This window comes from Pseudonocardia broussonetiae (assembly GCF_013155125.1).
Taxonomy (GTDB): domain Bacteria; phylum Actinomycetota; class Actinomycetes; order Mycobacteriales; family Pseudonocardiaceae; genus Pseudonocardia; species Pseudonocardia broussonetiae.
The window spans coordinates 3,600,014-3,615,631 of sequence record NZ_CP053564.1; the positions used below are offsets into that span (position 1 = coordinate 3,600,014).

Genomic DNA, 15,618 nt, shown 5'->3' on the forward strand with positions numbered 1-15,618 from the left:
CCTCTCAGTCCTCGAGGAGCTCCCGGAGGGCGGCGTCGATGAACTCCTGGTCCTGCGGGTTGAAGGGGGCGAGGTGGCCCCAGACGGTCGGGATCGGCCGGGACTCGGCCCCGGCGATGCGGCTCGCCTCGTACTCGCTGTCGACGGGCGGGAAGTAGGAGTCGGTCTCGGCGTTCAGGATGATCGTCCGCGCGGTGATCGCGCCCAGGGCCGCGTCGAAGTCGCCGCCGAAGTCGGCGTGGTCGCCGAGGTCGTTGTTCCACCACGTCCACATCTGGGCGAGCAGGTCGTTCGCGTCGCACTTGAGGAAGAACGGGTCCCAGAACCGGTCGATGAACTCGTCGACGTCCTTCGCGCCGAACGCCCGGAAGAGCTCGGCCCGGTAGAAGGGCTCCGAGAAGCCCCAGCCGGCGTACAGCGCGGCCATCGCCCGGACGCCCCGGACGGGCGGCTTGTCGGTGTAGAAGCCGTCGTTCCAGTCGGGATCGGAGGTGATGGCGCGGATGTTGCCGGCCAGGAAGACCTTGTTGAAGTGCGCGGTGCGGGCCGACCCCGAGATCGGCGCGATGGCCCGCACCATCTCCGGGTGCCGCGCCGCCCAGGCGTAGGTCTGGCACGCGCCCATCGACCAGCTCGTGACCAGCCTGATCCGCTCCACCCCCAGCTCCTCGGTGAGCAGGCGGTGCTGCGCGGCGACGTTGTCGTAGGTAGTGACGTGCGGGAACCTGCCCCGGTCGAACGGCGGCGGGGTGTTGCTGGGGGAGGAGGAGACGCCCGCGCCGAAGTGGTTGGGGACGACGATGAAGTAGCGCTCGGGGTCGAGCGCGCGCCCCGCGCCCGTCATCGTGGCCGCGGTGTCCGACGGCGTCGCCGTGAACCAGGTCGGGCAGACGACGACGTTGTCCCGGGCCTCGTTGAGCTCGCCCAGCGTCGTGTACCCCAGCCGCGCGGCGGGCAGGACGCCGCCCTTCTGCAGTGCGGTGTCACCCAACTCGAAGACCTCGTGCGGCACGGCGTCAGCCTTCCTCTCCCGGACCTGTGTCCGAAAAAGGCTAGGCGCGGAGGCCGCCGCAGACCAGACCGAGCGCGGGGGAGTCCCCGCCGGGATCGGTCGGTCGGGTTCGCCGGTGCCGCGCCGGGTACGCCCGCGTCGTCGGGATTCGAGTACCGGACGGAGGAGACGACGGTGGAGCGAGGGAGCAGCAAGCACGGGGCCCGCGTCGACGAGGAGCTCGGCCGGGAGGTGCGGGGGCGCACCGGTGGTGCCGGTGGCCACCGCGAGGAGTGGGCGGAGACCGAACCGCGCGCCGCGGCGGAGGACCGGATCGACCGGACGGAGCTGCCGCGGGACATCTCCGCGACCCCGGCGGACGCCGACGAGCCGCCGGAGGAATCGGCCTGAGGGGGCCCTGACGCACCGGCGGCGGACGTCGTCGACCCGGATGCGCCGAGCAGGACTACGGGTTAGTGCGTGTCCCGTTCGGCGCTGCGGGTCTCAGCTTCGTGGGTCGCGGGCAGAGGAGCGACGCCGACGAACACCTCGACATCGCACCTGAGGGTCGGGTGGATGGAGACGTGGGCAGCGCGCGAGATCGGCGGTCGGCATCAGGTTCGTCCGTAGATGTGCCGCAGTTCCGTGAGGCGCGAGCGGACGGGCGTGCCGGTCATGCCCTTCAGGTTGAGCGGCGGATCGATGACACCCAGGACGTCCCGTTCGAGCCGTCCGAGCGCATCGGCATCGGGGACGACGGCGACGCGGACGGCGAGGTGCTGGTTCATCCAGCGGGTCAGGGCCTCCTCATCGATGGTCACAGCACCGTGCGCGGAGGCGAGGACGGATCCGAGGGTGCGCCGGAACGTGGAGAACTCGTGTCGGCCTCCCAGGTGCATGCCTGCGATCCGTGACCACAGCGTGTTCGTCGAACGCTTCCCGCTGGGCCAGCGCGTCGCGCCGGCCAAGCCTGCGTAGATCAGCCCGGGGCGAACCGTGAGGCCGAGTCCGGCGGAGAGGTCCGCGGCGCCGGTGGCGTCGACCCACCAGCTGTAGAGACCTGGTGCGTTCAGCACATCACGTCGGCTGCCGAGGAACGTCGCGGCGGTCATGGCGGCGGTGTCGTCGAGCAGGGTCGCCACCATGGAGTCCACCGCCTCCGGGGCGGCGTCCGGTGGCGGCGCGGAGTCCTCCCGGACCGCGTTCAAGCCGGACGGCTGCGCTGCGTACCAGCCCATCCGCTTTCCCAAGCCGAGCCCCGCCAGGGGGGCCGTCACCACGGCGCTCCTGGCGTTGAGGGGCGGTGAGACGGCCTGGAGGTAGGTCTCGCCGGCATGCACCTCGATGGTCGTGCCGCTCAGCGGACCGACGATCATCTCGAGTCGTGCTGCCACCCACGCGGCCCATGCCGCTCGGTAGGACGCCGGGGTGTCAGGCAGGTACCGCTCGTAGGGCGAGATCCATTCATCGGGCGCGACCAGCCCGTACTCCGCGGAGAGGATGAACCAGGGCAGACCACGGGCCTCGGCGTACCGGCGCTCACTGAGGAACAGCGGCGAGACGTAGAGGTCCTTGGCGGCGCACGGGGAGGCCGACTTCGTCTTCACACAGCCCACGAGGAGCACGTCAGCAGGCCGCGGCTCGTCCTGCAGCGCCGCTTCGTCGCGGAGCTCGACGGGTGTGGTGCGAGGAGGAACGCCGGGGGCAGGAACGAAGGTCACCTCTCGGCCCGGATCGAGTCCGCCGACCGTGAAGCCGGCGTTGCGCCACGCGCGCACGTGCGAGCGGTCGCCGCCCCACCACGCCCGGTGCTTCTCGGCCGACGCCGGCAGCTCACCCACGAGCGCCTGCAACTCGGCCCAGGTCATGCGCACGGGCCCGCTCTCGCGGACCAACCGTTCGGTCAGCAGGACCCAGTTCGCCATCTGCCCAGTCTTCACGATCCATTGCCTCAGCCCGCACGCATCGTCGGATCGGACACGGGATCCGCCAAGGGGGATGCACCTGACCGGGCCCTGACGCACCGGTTCCACGACCGGGACACCGGTGGCAGCCCGTGTGCCGCGCACGGTGCGTGACGGCGGTACCTCCGGCACGCGCGCCGGACCGGGATCACCGCGACCTAGGATGATCCCGTGCGGGTGAGCCGGTGAAGCGATCCCTGGTCGGCCGGCTGAGGATCGTGAGGATCCTGCCGCCCCCCGTGCGGCTGATCCTCGCCTCCATGGTGCTGTTCAACGTCGGGTTCTACCTCGTCGTGCCGTTCCTCGCGGTCCACCTGGCCGACGAGCTGCACCTCGCGGCGTGGGCGATCGGGCTCGTGCTGGGGCTGCGCACGTTCAGCCAGCAGGGGCTGTTCTTCCTCGGTGGGAGCCTGGCCGACCGGTTCGGGGCGCGCCCGATCGTGCTGCTGGGCGTCGCGCTGCGGGTGGTCGCGTTCGTCGCGCTGGGGTTCGCGGAGCACCTCTGGTCGATGATCGTCGGGGTGGTGCTGGTCGGGCTCGCCGCCGCGCTGTTCGCCCCCGCGGTCGAGTCGACCAACGCCGTGTACGGCCACCGGCTCGAGGCCGACGGGGTGCTGGCGCGCACCGAGCTGTTCGGTCTGGAGCAGATGTGCAGCCGGTTGGGCTCGGTGGTGGGGCCGGCGCTGGGTGCGGTGCTGCTGGTCGTCCCGTTCCGGTGGACCGCCGTCGCCGCCGCCGGCCTGTTCGCGCTGCTGTGGCTCGCGTTCGCCCGCTGGCTGCCCGACGACGCGAGCACCAGCGCGGCCGAGCCCGGCGCGGTCGCGCCGACCCTGCGCCAGGTGTGGCGGACCGTGCTGGTGAACCGGTCGTTCCTGTTCTTCGTCGTGCTGTGCGCCACGCAGCTGCTCGCCTACAACCAGCTCTACCTCGTCCTGCCCGAGCAGCTGGACCGCTCGACGGGGTCGCAGGCCGCGCTGGGCTGGTTCTTCGCCGGCGCGGCCGTGCTCGTCATCGTCGGGCAGGGACCGGCGGTCGCGTGCGCCCGCCGCCTCGGGCACCGGAACGCGATCGTCGGCGGGCTCGCGCTGATCGCGCTGTCCTTCCTCGTCCCGCCGCTGCTGCTCGCCGACCCGGGACGGGCGCTCGCCGGGCTCGTCGGGTGGGTCGCGCTGCTGCACGTCGGGCAGATGCTGATGGTGCCGCCGATGCGCGACGTCATCGGTCGGCTCGCCGGCGAGCGCAACCTGGGCGCGCACTTCGGGATGCTCAGCACGGTCGGGGGACTGGCGACGCTGGTCGGCTCGGTGCTGGTCGGGTGGATCTACGACCTGGTCGACGCCGGCCGCACGACCGCGGCCGCGCCGTGGCTGGCGCTGGCCGCGGTCGTCGCCGCGTCGGCGGGGGCGATGTGGCTGTGGAGCGGTCGCGACCGACTCAGCCCAGCGGCACTCGCCCGATCCGCTCCAGCATCTCGTCGATGACGAACGGGATGGTCAACGAGTTCGGCATCGACACGGCGTCGCTCGTCACGGGGTCCAGGCCGATCATGCCGCCGGAGCGGACCACCCCGAGCGCGGCGAACGTCGGCACCGCGGCGAGCACGGGCTCGGCCTTCGCGTAGTTGTCGACGACGAGCAGGTCGCCCTCCACCTGCGAGAGGTTCTCCGCGGCGACGTCGACGTAGAGCTCGCTGCCGAACGCGTCGCGGACGCCGGCGACCGGGCCGAAGCCCATCTCGGTCAGCAGCTGTCCGCGCGCCGAGGCCGGGCTGAACACGCGCAGCGTCCCGCCCTCGAGCACCCGGACCAGCGCCGCGGTCCGCTCGGCGAACTGCGGGTGATCGGCCCTGGTCCGGGCGAAGACCTCCTCGACCTCCCGGATCTCGGCCGCCGCCCGGCCCGGCATCCCGACCGCCGAGCCGATGCGCGCCGTGACGTCCTTCCACGGCAGTGCCCAGTCGGTCTGCCCCGGGGCGTGCAGGACGGTCGGCGCGATGGCCGCGAGCTTGCGGTAGGTGTCCTCCTCGATCGCGTTGTTGACCGCGACGATCAGGTCCGGGCGCGCCGCCGCGATCGACTCGAGGTCGAAGTCGGTGGTCGCGTCGGCCAGCGGGGCCGGTGCCGCCGCGCCGAGGTGCGGCTCGGCCCACTCGCCGACGCCGTCGTCGGTGGAGCCCGTCCAGACCGGGACCAGCACCGGCATCACGCCCAGCGCCAGCAGCACGTCGGCGTCACCGATCCCGACGGCCGCGACGCGGCTCGGCGCCGAGGTGACGGTGGTCGACCCGTGCACGTGTTCCAGCGTCACGGGGTAGGCGCCGGGCTCCGCGGGACCGGCCGCGGCGCCCGCGTCCGTTCCCGGATCGTCGCCCGCACACCCGGTGACCAGCCCGGCCACCGAGATCAGGCTCCATGTGAGCGCCGTACGACGGGTGAGTTGCAGGTCCACGCGTGCCTCCGGGTTAGGTGACCCTCACCATATCTCACGGGATCATGACCGGGCGATGGTCGACGGCCGGTGCGTGACGCCCCGGGTCAGCGCGCGCGGCTCGCCGACCACGCCGCCATCTCGGCCACCGCCACCACCTCCGCCGCGTGCGCGGCACGGAGGCGGGCGGCCAGGGCGGCGAACAGGTCGTCGCGCTCGGGCGTGGAGAGGGGAGGGGTGGCGTCCAGCTCGGCCCGCAGCGCCCACAGCTCGCCCGCGGACTCCTCCGCGGCCGCGGCGCCGGCGTCGCCCTCGGCCACAACGGCCTGCTGCACGGCCGCGGTGAGCTCGCGCAGCCGCGCGAACGGCGGGACGTCGACCGGCAGCGCCGCCTCGGCCACCCCGTGCCAGGCCGCGGCGGCCGCGCGCCACGCCCGCGCGGCCGGCGCGGTGCCGCCGACGAGGGGTCCGGCGTCGTCGAGGAACGCGGCGGTGAGGTCGCGCAGGTGCCCGCCCGTCGCGCCGGCGGGAGAGGCGCCCTCCCAGACCGAGGCCAGCGCGCCGGTGAGGCCGCGGCCGTCGGCGAACACGCGCGGCCAGCCCTTCGCCGCCCCCGCGTCGGTGAGGGTGCGCGCCCACTTCGCCCACGCCGGCAGCGCGAACGACGCGGACGTGCCGCCGAGGCGGGTGGCGCCGTCGGTGATCGCGTCGGCGACCGCCGCGTGCAGGACCTGCTCGGGCACGTCGCCCTCGGGCCGCGGGACGACCAGCAGGTTCTTGTACGAGCCCACCCGTGCGCGGGCGGCCCGCAGGCGGTCGGCGGGGACGCCGAGCGGGGCGAGGGTGCGGTCGTCGACGCGGTAGCGGTCGCCGTCCCGCCCGTGCACGACGACCGGGTGCCCGCCCATGCCGTCGAAGCTCGCCGGCAGGTGCCCGTAGCCGACGACGTGGCGGTCCGGCCAGACCAGGGCGGGCGTGCCGGCGTCGAGCGCGGCGTCCAGGGCCCGGGCCGCGCCGACGGCGCCCCCGGTCCGCTCGACGGCGGCCGGCACCCCCAGCCGGGACAGCGCGGCCAGCGGCGCCCGGTCGGCGTACTGCCACTGGGAGGAGAACCCGAGCACGACCGGGCGGCTGCCGTCGTGCGCGAACTCCCACAGGATGTAGCCCGCGCCCGGTCCGCCGGCGATCCCGAACACCAGCGCCTCGGAGAGCTCCGCGCCCGCCGCCCGGACGCCGTGGTGCGCCAGGACGTTCGCGAGCGCGGCCGACGCCGGGTGGGTCCCGCCGCGCAGCCGGTAGCCGGCGTGCTCGACGGGTCCGGACGGCCCGGCGACGTGCAGCCGGGCGGTGCTGTAGCTCTCGCCGGTGCGCGCCATCCGCGCGCGGATCCGGGCCTTGAGCTGCTTCTGACGGGTCATGACCGCTCCCCACGGCCGGACGGCGGGTGCGGTCACCACGCCCCGCACGCCGCCCCGGCCGGTTCGAGCTGGTCGTGCACCGGTCTGGTCGGGGCCGAGGCTCCCGCAGTCCCCTTCGCCCCCGCGTCGCCGGGTCGCGTGGGAGCCCGGTCTGGAGGTCCGGCGTGGCCGACGCCGTGCGGGGAGTGTGCCACAGCGGCGGTGCAGGGAGGAGGCGCCGCGGCCGTTCGCCGCCCCGCTCGCCGTTCGCCCCGCCCCCGCACGGGCGGGCCGCGACCCGAACGCGTGCGGAACGGCCGGTTCCTAGCGTCGCAGGAGCGCCGGAGCCACCGGCCGCCGCGGACCGGGGAGGACCCGGACGCGGGTGATCCTGCGGCCGGTCGGCCGCGGACCCACGAGGAGCTCTTCCGTTGTCCGTCATCCCCCTCACCCCGCGGGCCACCGGGCCCGCCACCACCGACGTCACCGCCCTCGGGACGGTGCTCGGCGTCTGGGCCCACCCCGACGACGAGGCGTTCCTGTCCGCCGGCCTGATGGCCGCCGCCCGCGACGCCGGGCAGCGGGTGGTCTGCGTGACCGCGACGCTCGGCGAGCGCGGCACCGACGACCCGCACGAGTGGCCACCCGACCGGTTGGCCCGCGTCCGGCGCCACGAGCTCGAGGCGTCGCTGGCCGTCCTCGGCGTCGACGAGCACCACCTGCTCGGCATCACCGACGGCACCTGCGCCGCGCAGCCCCACGACGCGCTCGTGCGCCACCTCGGCCGCGTGATCGAGGCCGTCGCGCCCGACACGATCCTGACGTTCGGGCCCGACGGCCTGACCGGCCACGAGGACCACCAGACCGTCTCCGCCTGGGTCACCGACGCCCGGGCCGCCGTCGCGCCGGGGACGCGCCTGCTGCACGCGACCACCACCGGCGAGTTCGTCGACGCGTGGGAGCCCGCCCGCGACGCGTTCCCGGTGTTCCTCGCCGACGGGCTGCCGCTGCGGACGCCCGAGTCGGCGCTGGCGGTGCACCTGCGGCTGGACGGCGCGGCGCTCGACCGGAAGGTCGTGGCGCTGCGCGCGCAGGCCGGCCAGACGACCGGACTGATCGCGGCCGTCGGCGAGGAACGGGTGCGGACGTGGTGGTCGGTGGAGGCGTTCGTCGCCGCCGAGGCCGCCTGCTCCCGCACCTGGGGCACCTGGCGGGTGGCGGCATGAGCGCCCCGGCGAACCCGGCGGTCGCCGCCCAGCTGCGGCGCGGCGCGCGCGACACGGTCGCGGTGATCGTCGCCTACCTCCCGTTCGGCATGGCCGTCGGCGCGGCGCTCGCGCACGCGGACGTGCCCCCGCTCGTGGCGTGGGCGTCGTCGCCGCTGCTGTTCGGCGGGGCCGGGCAGCTGCTCGCGGTCCAGCTGCTCGGCGCGGGCGCGGGCGCCGTGGTCACCGTGTCGGCCGTGCTCGTGGTCAACGCGCGGTTCCTGCTCTACGGCGCCGCGCTCGCCCCGCACGTCGCGGACTGGCCCCGGCGCACCCGCTGGGCCGCGGCGCACCTGCTCGCCGACCCCGTCTACGCGCTGGTCGCCGCCCGGTTCGCGGGCCCCGCCGGGTCCGGGCCGCCGCGGGAGCGCAGGGCCTACTACGCCGGCGTCGGCGTGACGCTGTGGGTCGTCTGGTCGCTGGTCACGGGGCTCGGGATGCTGCTGGCCGGGGCGCTGCCCGCCGGTCTGCGGCTCGACGACGCCGCGCCGCTGACGTTCCTGCTCCTGCTGCTGCCGATGCTCGGGACCCGCGCCGCGGTGGTCGCCGCCGCGTCCGGGGGCCTCGCGGCCGCTGCGGTCCTCGCGCTGCCGCTGGGCCTGGACGTGCTGGTCGGCGCCGCTGCCGGTGTGGCGGCCGGCGCGCTGGCCGCCCGGAGCGGGGCGGCGGGTGGTCCCCGTGGCTGAGACGATCACGGTGGCTGAGCCGCTGCTGGTGCTCCTCGTCGCCGCACTGGGCACCTACGCCCTGCGCGCGGCGTTCCTGGTCACGGCACAGGACCGGCCCCCGGGGCCGCTGGCCCGGCTGCTGCCGCACGTCGGGCCCGCGGTGCTGGCCGCGATCACGCTGCCCGCCCTGATCGCCCCGCGGGGGGCCGTGACGGTCGTCGACACCGTGCCCGCGCTGCTGGCCGCCTCGGTCGCCGCGCTCGTGTGGCGGCGCACGCGGAGCCTGCCGCTGGCGCTGTTCGCCGGTCTCGGCCTGTCGGTGCTGGCCCACGCGGTGCTGGGCTGACGAGGTCCCCCGACCGGCCCCTGCCGCGCGGGCCGGTCGGCCGGGAGGCTGGCCGTGCGGTCCGCGCGGGGGAGGAGCGGCGACGATGGACGTCACCCTGCTCGGCGAGCAGCTGCTCGCCGGGCCCGACGGCGTCGTGCGGGCGCGGTCGTCGCGGACGATCGCGCTCATCGCGTTCCTGGTCGCGCACGGGGACGCGCCGCAGACCCGCCAGCGCATCGCCGCCGCCTTCTGGCCGGACTCCTCCGACGAGCAGGCGCTGACCAACCTGCGGCGCGAGCTGCACCAGCTGCGCGCCGTCCTCGGCGACGAGCCCGCGCTCGTCGTCACCCCGCGCGACCTCGCCTGGCGCGACAGCCCGACCTGCGTCGTCGACGTCCGGGCCTTCCGCGCCGACCGCGCCGCCGCGCTCGCGGCCACCGACCGGGACGCGTTCCTGGCCCGCGCGTCGGCCGCCGTCGCCCGCTACGGGGGCGAGTTCCTGCCCGGCAGCGACGAGGACTGGGCCCGCGACACCCGCGCCGAGCTGGAGCAGCAGTGCGTCGACCTGCTCGACCGGTGCGTCGCGGCGCACCGCGGGGCCGGCGACCCCGACCGGGCGATCGGGGCCGCGCGGCGTCGCGTGGCGCTGCGCCCCGTGGAGGAGTCCGGCTACCGCACGCTGATCGAGCTGCACGGCGAGCAGGGCGACCGGGCGGGTGCGGTGAGCGCCTACCACCACTGCGCCTCGGTGCTCGAGCGCGAGCTCGGCGTCGAGCCCGACCCGCTCACCCGCGCCGCGCTGAACCGGCTGCTGGCCCGCTCGGGCCCGGCCGTCGCCGCGGTCGTCGAACCGCCCCGCCGGCGGACGGGCGGGGGCGGGCGGTTCGTCGGCCGCGCGGCCGAGCTGCAGGCGCTGCGCGGGCGGTGGGGCACCGCGACCACCGGCGTCGCCGGGCTCGTCCTGCTGCGCGGGGACCCGGGGATCGGCAAGTCCCGGTTGATGGCCGAGCTGGCCGACGAGGTCCGCCACGGCGGCGCGGTGGTGGCGCAGGCGCAGTGCTTCGGCACGTCGGGGCGGCTCGCGCTGGCCCCGGTCGCGGACTGGCTGCGCACCCCCGCGGTCCGCGCGGCGCTGCCGTCGGTCGACCCGGTGTGGCGGGCCGAGGTGGAGCGCCTGCTGCCCCCGGCGGGGCCGCGCGCCGAACCCGCGCGGCCCGGCCCGCGCGCGATGGTCGACGCCTGGCAGCGCCACCGCTTCTTCGAGGGACTGAGCAGGGCGGTGTTCGCCGTCGACCGGCCCGTCCTGCTGACGATCGACAACCTGCAGTGGTGCGACCAGGAGACGCTGGCGTTCACGACGTTCTGCCTCGGCCTCGCGACGGACGAGCCCGTCCTGGTGGTGGCGACGCTGCGCGAGGACCACGACCCGGCGGTGGGGGAGTGGATCGCCCGGATGCGCGCCACCGGCCGGCTCACAGAGATCGCCCTGGGCCCGTTCGAGGTCGCCGACACGGCCGCCCTCGCCGCGGCCGTCACCGGCAGCGCCCTGACCGCGGCCGAGGCGGACCTGCTGCACGCGACGACCGGCGGTTTCCCGCTCTACATCGTCGAGGCCGGGCGCGCCGACGCCGCGGCCCCCGCGGGCGACCAGCTGGCGTCGGTCCTGCAGAGCAGGCTCGCCCAGGTGAGCGACGAGGCCCGCGACCTCGCCGGGCTGGCCGCCGCCGTGGGCCGCGACGTCACCCTCGACCTGCTCACCGAGGCCGCCGACCTGCCCGCCGACGCCGTCGTCCGCGCGGTGGACGAGCTGTGGCGCAGTCGCATCCTGCGGGAGGTCGGCGACGGCTACGACTTCTCCCACGACCTGCTGCGCGACGTCGCCTACGCGGGCGTGAGCCCGCCCCGGCGGTGGCTGCTGCACCGGCGCGTCGCGCAGGGCCTGGAGCTGCTGCACGCCGACGAGCCCGACGCGGTGTCCGCGCAGCTCGCCGAGCAGTACGCCCGCGGCGGGCGCCCGGACCGGGCGGTCGACAACTACCGGCGGGCCGCCGCCGTCGCCGCGTCGATGTTCGCCCACGACGAGGCGATCCGGCTGCACGAGGCCGCCCTGGAGATCGTGCGCGGGCTGCCGGACGGGCGCGACCGGCTCGGCCGCGAGCTGACCCTCATCGAGTCGCTGGTCCGGCCGCTGACCGCCCGGTACGGGCCCGCGTCGCCGCTGATCCGGGACGCGCTGGAGCGGGCCATCGGCCTCGCCGAGACGCTCGGGCGGCGCGAGTCCGCCCTGGACGCGCTCGTCGGGCTGTGGGCCGCGCAGTTCGTGCACGGCGACACCGCGGTGGCCCACCGCACGGCCACGCGCGCCCTGGAGATCGTGCCCCCCGACTCGCCCCTGCGCGGGCCGGTGCACTTCGGCTTCGCCGGGTCGGCCGCGAGCCTGGGGCGGCTCGCGGAGTCCGTGGAGCACTTCGCGCTCGCGGCCCGCTACGGCGGGGCGCACGAGCTGACCGTCGGCACGCGGACCGACGTCCACGGGCCCGCGTGGACCGCGCACGTGCACTGGCTGCTCGGCGACGCCGACCGGGCCCGCGAGTGCGCCGCCGACGCCGTCGCCCGCGCGCGGGCCGGGGACAGCGCGCACCAGCTCGCCGTCGCGCTGGCCTACGCCGCCGTCACCCGCCAGCTCCGCGGCGACCGCGACGAGCTCGGCCGCGCCGTCGCCGAGCTCGGCGAGCTGTGCGGGCGCTACTCCTTCGCCTACTACCGGGAGTGGGGGCTCGTGCTCACCGGCTGGAGCCGCGACGACGGCACCGGGGCCGCCCTCGCCCGGCGCGGCGTGGAGGCGCTCACCGCCGACGGGGCGCTGGCCCGCATGCCGTACTGGCTGTCGCTCTGCGCCGACATCGAGCGGCGGGAGGGCCGCCCCGACGCCGCCCGCGCGATGCTGGACGCCGCCCTGGAGAGCGGGCGGGCCCGCGACGACGTGTGGTGGCTGCCCGAGGTGCTGCGCGCGCGGGCCGCCCTCGGCGACGACGCGGACGGGGCCGTGGCCCGCCTGCGCGAGGGCGCCCGGCTCGCCGCCGCGCACGGCAGCGTCGTCCTGCTCGCCCGGTGCCGCGCCGACCTCGCCGCCCGCGGCGTTCCCGACGGGCCGTTCGGCGTTCCCCCGGAGCCCGCCGACCTCCTCCCGGACGCGAACGGCACGCGAACGCCGCGTTCCTAGCGTCGGAGGCGCGCACCGGGCACAGCCGGAGGCGCACCGACCAGGAGGAGAAGACGATGACGGGAACGATCGACACGACGGACACCGACGCTGCGGCAGACCGGGCGCTCAAGGCCCGGCACCGGGCGATGTGGGCGCTGGGGGACTACCCGAGCGTGGCCGTCGAGCTGATCCCCGAGCTGGGGCCCGTGCTCGTGGCGGCCGCCGGGGTGCGCCCCGGGGACCGGGTGCTGGACGTGGGCGCGGGCGCCGGGAACGCGGCGGTACCGGCGGCGGTGGCGGGCGCGCGGGTGACGGCGTCGGACCTGACGCCGGAGCTGTTCGTGGCCGGGCGGGCGTTCGCCGCGCGCCACGGCGTGCAGGTGGAGTGGGAGGAGGGCGACGCCGAGGCGCTGCCCTACGAGGACGGCGCGTTCGACGTCGTCCTGTCCTGCATCGGCGTGATGTTCGCGCCGCACCACCAGCGTGCGGCCGACGAGCTGGTCCGCGTGTGCCGCCCCGGCGGCACGATCGGGCTGCTCAGCTGGACCCCGCAGGGGTTCGTCGGCGACATGTTCCGGGCGATGAAGCCCTTCGCGCCCGCGCCGCCGCCCGGTGCGCAGCCGCCGCCGCTGTGGGGCGACGAGGACCACGTCCGGGCGCTGCTCGGCGACCGCGTCACCGACGTCACCACGACGCGGGAGGTGCTGACGACCGACCGGTTCGCCACGCCCGAGGCGTGGCGGGACCACTGGAAGACCGTGTACGGCCCGACGGTCGCGGTCTACCGCGGCATCGCCGACGACGCGGACAAGGTGGCGGCGCTCGACCGCGACCTCGCCGCCGTCGCCGCCAGCGCCGACCGCGGCACCGGCTCCACGGTGATGGACTGGGAGTACCTGGTCCTCACCGCCCGCCGGAGCGGCTGAGAGGAGGTGGGCCGTCCGCGGACGCGGGCGGCCCACCGCCCGTCGGGGCGTCAGGCCGCCGGGGGCCGCGACCGGCGGCGCGGCGCGCAGTGCTCGGGCTGGCGCGGCTCGGCGTCGGCGACGCGGGGGACGGTGGGCCGCTCCACCGGCTCGCCCACCGACAGCCGCAGGGTCTCCTGCTCGTGGCGGACCGTGAGCGGCTCGCCGTCGACGAGCTCGTAGCGCGTCCGGTCGGAGGTGACGGTCACCCGCAGCCGCCGGCCCAGGTGCCGCAGCCGGAACGCGACGCGGGGCAGCGCCGCGGGCAGGGCGGGCCGGAAGCGCAGCTCGCCGTCGACCTGCCGCATCCCGCCGAACCCGGCGGCGACCGCGATCCAGGTCCCGGCCAGCGCGGCGAGGTGCAGCCCGTCCGACGAGTCGTGCGACGTGTCGCGCAGGTCGGCGAGCGCCGACTCGGCCAGGTAGGCGTGCGCCAGGTCCAGGTGCCCCACCTCGGCGCACAGCACGGCCTGGCAGCACGCCGACAGCGACGAGTCGCGCACCGTCACCGCCTCGTAGTAGGCGACGTTGCGCGCCTTGTCCTCGTCGGTGAAGGCGTCGCCGCGCAGCAGCATGGCCAGGACGAGGTCGGCCTGCTTGATGACCTGCTTGCGGTAGAGCTGCAGGTAGGGGAAGTGCGAGTGCAGGGGGTAGCGGTCCGGGCCGGTCCCCTCGAAGTCCCAGCGGGGCTGGTCGGTGAACCCGGCGGCCTGCGGGTGCACGCCCCGGTCGGCGTCGTAGGGCACCGCCATGGCCTTGCCCGCGGCCTCCCAGCCGTCGATCTCCTCGGCGTCGACAGCGAGCCGGGCGGCGCAGTCGGGGTACCGACGGGCCCAGCGCGCGGCGTGGAGCAGGTTCCGCTGGGCCATGAGGTTCGTGTAGACGTTGTCGTCGGACAGGGCGCTGTACTCGTCCGGGCCGGTCACGCCGAGGATGTGGAACACGCCGTCACGGCCCTGGTGCGCCTGCGACGCCCACAGCCGCGCGGTCTCCACGAGCAGGTCGATCCCGGTGCTCCGCGCGAACGCCTCGTCGCCCGTGCACTCGACGTACCGGATGGCGGCGTCGGCGATGTCGGCGTTGACGTGGAACGCGGCGGCGCCGGCCGGCCAGTAGCCCGAGCACTCGATGCCGTCGATCGTGCGCCACGGGAACGCCGCGCCGCGCAGGTCCAGCTGGCGGGCGCGGTCGCGGGCCCGGTCGAGCGTCGAGTGCCGCCACTCCAGCGCGTGGCGGGTGATCTCCGGGCGCAGGGCCGTCATCGCCTGCAGGACGAAGGTCTCGGTGTCCCAGAAGACGTGGCCCTCGTAGCCGGTGCCGGTGAGGGCCTTGCCCGCGATGCCGCGGCCCTCGGCGCGGGCGGTGGCCTGCAGGAGGTGCCACAGCGCGAAGCGCAGCGCCTGCTGCAGCTCGTCGTCGCCCTCGATCTCGACGTCCACGTCGTCCCAGTAGGCGTCGAGGTACTCGCGCTGGGCGGCGACGAGCGCGTCCCAGCCGGTGTGGCGGGCGGTCGTCAGGGTGGCCGAGACCTCGTCGCGCACCGCGGTGAGCGAGCGGTCCTCCGACCAGGCGTAGGCGAGCAGCTTGACCAGGGTGATCTCCTGGCCGGGCTCGAGGCGGGCGGTGGTGGTCAGCCGCGCCCAGTCCTGGTCGCTGTCGACGTGGGTCTCCAGCTCGGCGGGGCTCTCCAGCCGGTGGTCGGCGGCGGCCGCCACCGCGAAGCCCGACCGGCAGGTGCGGTGCACCAGGGTGATCCGCTGCCCGTCGGCGTGGTGCTCCTGGGCGTCGAGCGGGTGCCGGAGCAGGTCCTGCGCCCCGGGGTGGCTGGGCAGGTGCGGCAGCTGCACGTTGGCGACGAGGCTGGAGGTCAGCGCGACCTCGGCGGGCCCGTCGACCGCGCGCACGGTGTAGCGGATCGCGGCGACCCCGCGGTGCCGGAACGACACCAGCCGCTCCGAGCGCACCTCGACGACCTGCCCCGCCGGGCACCGCCACCGCAGCTCGCGGACCAGCGTGCCCGCGCGCAGGTCCAGCACGCGCTCGTGGTCGAGCACCCCGCCGGCCCGCAGGTCCAGCGGGTGCCCGTCGACCGACAGCGCCACGAGCGTGCCGTCGATCGTGTTGACCAGTGTCTGGGTCTGCTCGGGGTCGCCGTAGCCCGTCTCGGTGTAGACCATCGTGCGCAGCTCGTGCAGCCCGGCGAGGTAGGTGCCGGGCATGCCGACCGGACCGCCCTCGTCGAGCGTGCCGCGGATCCCCAGGCAGCCGTTGGACAGCGCGAAGACCGTCTCGGTGTCGGCCTGCGAGTCCAGCCGGGGGCGCGGCTCGCGCACGACCCAGGGCTCGACCGCGTAGACGTCCTCTTCGTCACCCATGCGACGTTCCTACCGTGACGATGCGTGCGGCGC

The 15,618-nt window shown here is 75.9% G+C and carries 12 protein-coding genes; 7 read left to right on the top strand and 5 right to left on the bottom strand.

What is annotated here, in order from left to right; genetic code table 11:
* Positions 1-4: 4 nt before the first annotated feature.
* The gene (locus HOP40_RS17785) at positions 5-1,012 is read right to left on the bottom strand and encodes an alpha/beta fold hydrolase (RefSeq protein WP_172160032.1); all 1,008 of its coding nucleotides are present in this window, start codon (positions 1,010-1,012) and stop codon (positions 5-7) included.
* A 174-nt stretch (positions 1,013-1,186) separates the two neighbouring features.
* On the opposite strand from HOP40_RS17785, the gene HOP40_RS17790 reads away from it, so the two are divergent.
* On the top strand, positions 1,187-1,402 hold the full coding sequence (locus HOP40_RS17790; protein ID WP_172160034.1) for a hypothetical protein: 216 nt from the start codon (positions 1,187-1,189) through the stop codon (positions 1,400-1,402).
* 203 nt (positions 1,403-1,605) lie between these two features.
* Here HOP40_RS17790 and HOP40_RS17795 read toward each other — a convergent pair whose 3' ends face one another.
* A complete protein-coding gene (locus HOP40_RS17795; protein ID WP_172160036.1) occupies positions 1,606-2,916 on the bottom strand; it encodes a DUF6884 domain-containing protein in 1,311 nt (436 codons plus the stop codon).
* Between the two features lie 224 nt (positions 2,917-3,140).
* On the opposite strand from HOP40_RS17795, the gene HOP40_RS17800 reads away from it, so the two are divergent.
* Positions 3,141-4,436 carry an MFS transporter gene (locus tag HOP40_RS17800; protein WP_205346797.1) on the top strand — a complete coding sequence of 432 codons (1,296 nt, stop codon included), beginning with the start codon at positions 3,141-3,143 and terminating at the stop codon, positions 4,434-4,436.
* Here HOP40_RS17800 and HOP40_RS17805 read toward each other — a convergent pair.
* Together HOP40_RS17805 and HOP40_RS17810 are read right to left on the bottom strand one after the other, a co-directional pair.
* A complete protein-coding gene (locus HOP40_RS17805; RefSeq protein ID WP_172160038.1) occupies positions 4,390-5,403 on the bottom strand; it encodes an ABC transporter substrate-binding protein in 1,014 nt (337 codons plus the stop codon). The two genes, HOP40_RS17800 and HOP40_RS17805, sit on opposite strands and share 47 nt — an antisense overlap.
* Positions 5,404-5,489: 86 nt before the next feature.
* Positions 5,490-6,800 (bottom strand): BtrH N-terminal domain-containing protein, encoded by a 1,311-nt coding sequence (locus HOP40_RS17810; protein ID WP_172160040.1) that lies wholly within the window; start codon positions 6,798-6,800, stop codon positions 5,490-5,492.
* Positions 6,801-7,210: 410 nt separating this feature from the next.
* Here HOP40_RS17810 and HOP40_RS17815 point away from each other — a divergent pair, with 410 nt between their 5' ends.
* The 5 genes from HOP40_RS17815 to HOP40_RS17835 all read left to right on the top strand — a co-directional run bounded on the left by HOP40_RS17815 (position 7,211) and on the right by HOP40_RS17835 (position 13,171).
* Positions 7,211-8,005 carry a PIG-L deacetylase family protein gene (locus HOP40_RS17815; RefSeq protein ID WP_240157127.1) on the top strand — a complete coding sequence of 265 codons (795 nt, stop codon included), beginning with the start codon at positions 7,211-7,213 and terminating at the stop codon, positions 8,003-8,005.
* Positions 8,002-8,730: an AzlC family ABC transporter permease gene (locus HOP40_RS17820; RefSeq protein ID WP_172160042.1), complete on the top strand. Its 729-nt coding sequence runs from the start codon at positions 8,002-8,004 to the stop codon at positions 8,728-8,730. Before HOP40_RS17815 ends, HOP40_RS17820 begins: the two co-directional genes overlap by 4 nt.
* Complete coding sequence (locus HOP40_RS17825; RefSeq protein ID WP_172160044.1) at positions 8,723-9,058, top strand: AzlD domain-containing protein; 336 nt, start codon at positions 8,723-8,725, stop codon at positions 9,056-9,058. The genes HOP40_RS17820 and HOP40_RS17825 overlap by 8 nt, the downstream gene beginning before the upstream one ends.
* A gap of 85 nt (positions 9,059-9,143) precedes the next feature.
* Positions 9,144-12,263 (top strand): ATP-binding protein, encoded by a 3,120-nt coding sequence (locus HOP40_RS17830; RefSeq protein ID WP_172160046.1) that lies wholly within the window; start codon positions 9,144-9,146, stop codon positions 12,261-12,263.
* 56 nt (positions 12,264-12,319) lie between these two features.
* A complete protein-coding gene (locus HOP40_RS17835; RefSeq protein ID WP_172160048.1) occupies positions 12,320-13,171 on the top strand; it encodes a class I SAM-dependent methyltransferase in 852 nt (283 codons plus the stop codon).
* Positions 13,172-13,221: 50 nt separating this feature from the next.
* Here the strand turns inward: HOP40_RS17835 and HOP40_RS17840 are convergent, their stop codons facing one another.
* The gene (locus tag HOP40_RS17840) at positions 13,222-15,585 is read right to left on the bottom strand and encodes a glycoside hydrolase family 65 protein (RefSeq protein ID WP_172160050.1); all 2,364 of its coding nucleotides are present in this window, start codon (positions 15,583-15,585) and stop codon (positions 13,222-13,224) included.
* Between the last annotated feature and the right edge of the window lie 33 nt (positions 15,586-15,618).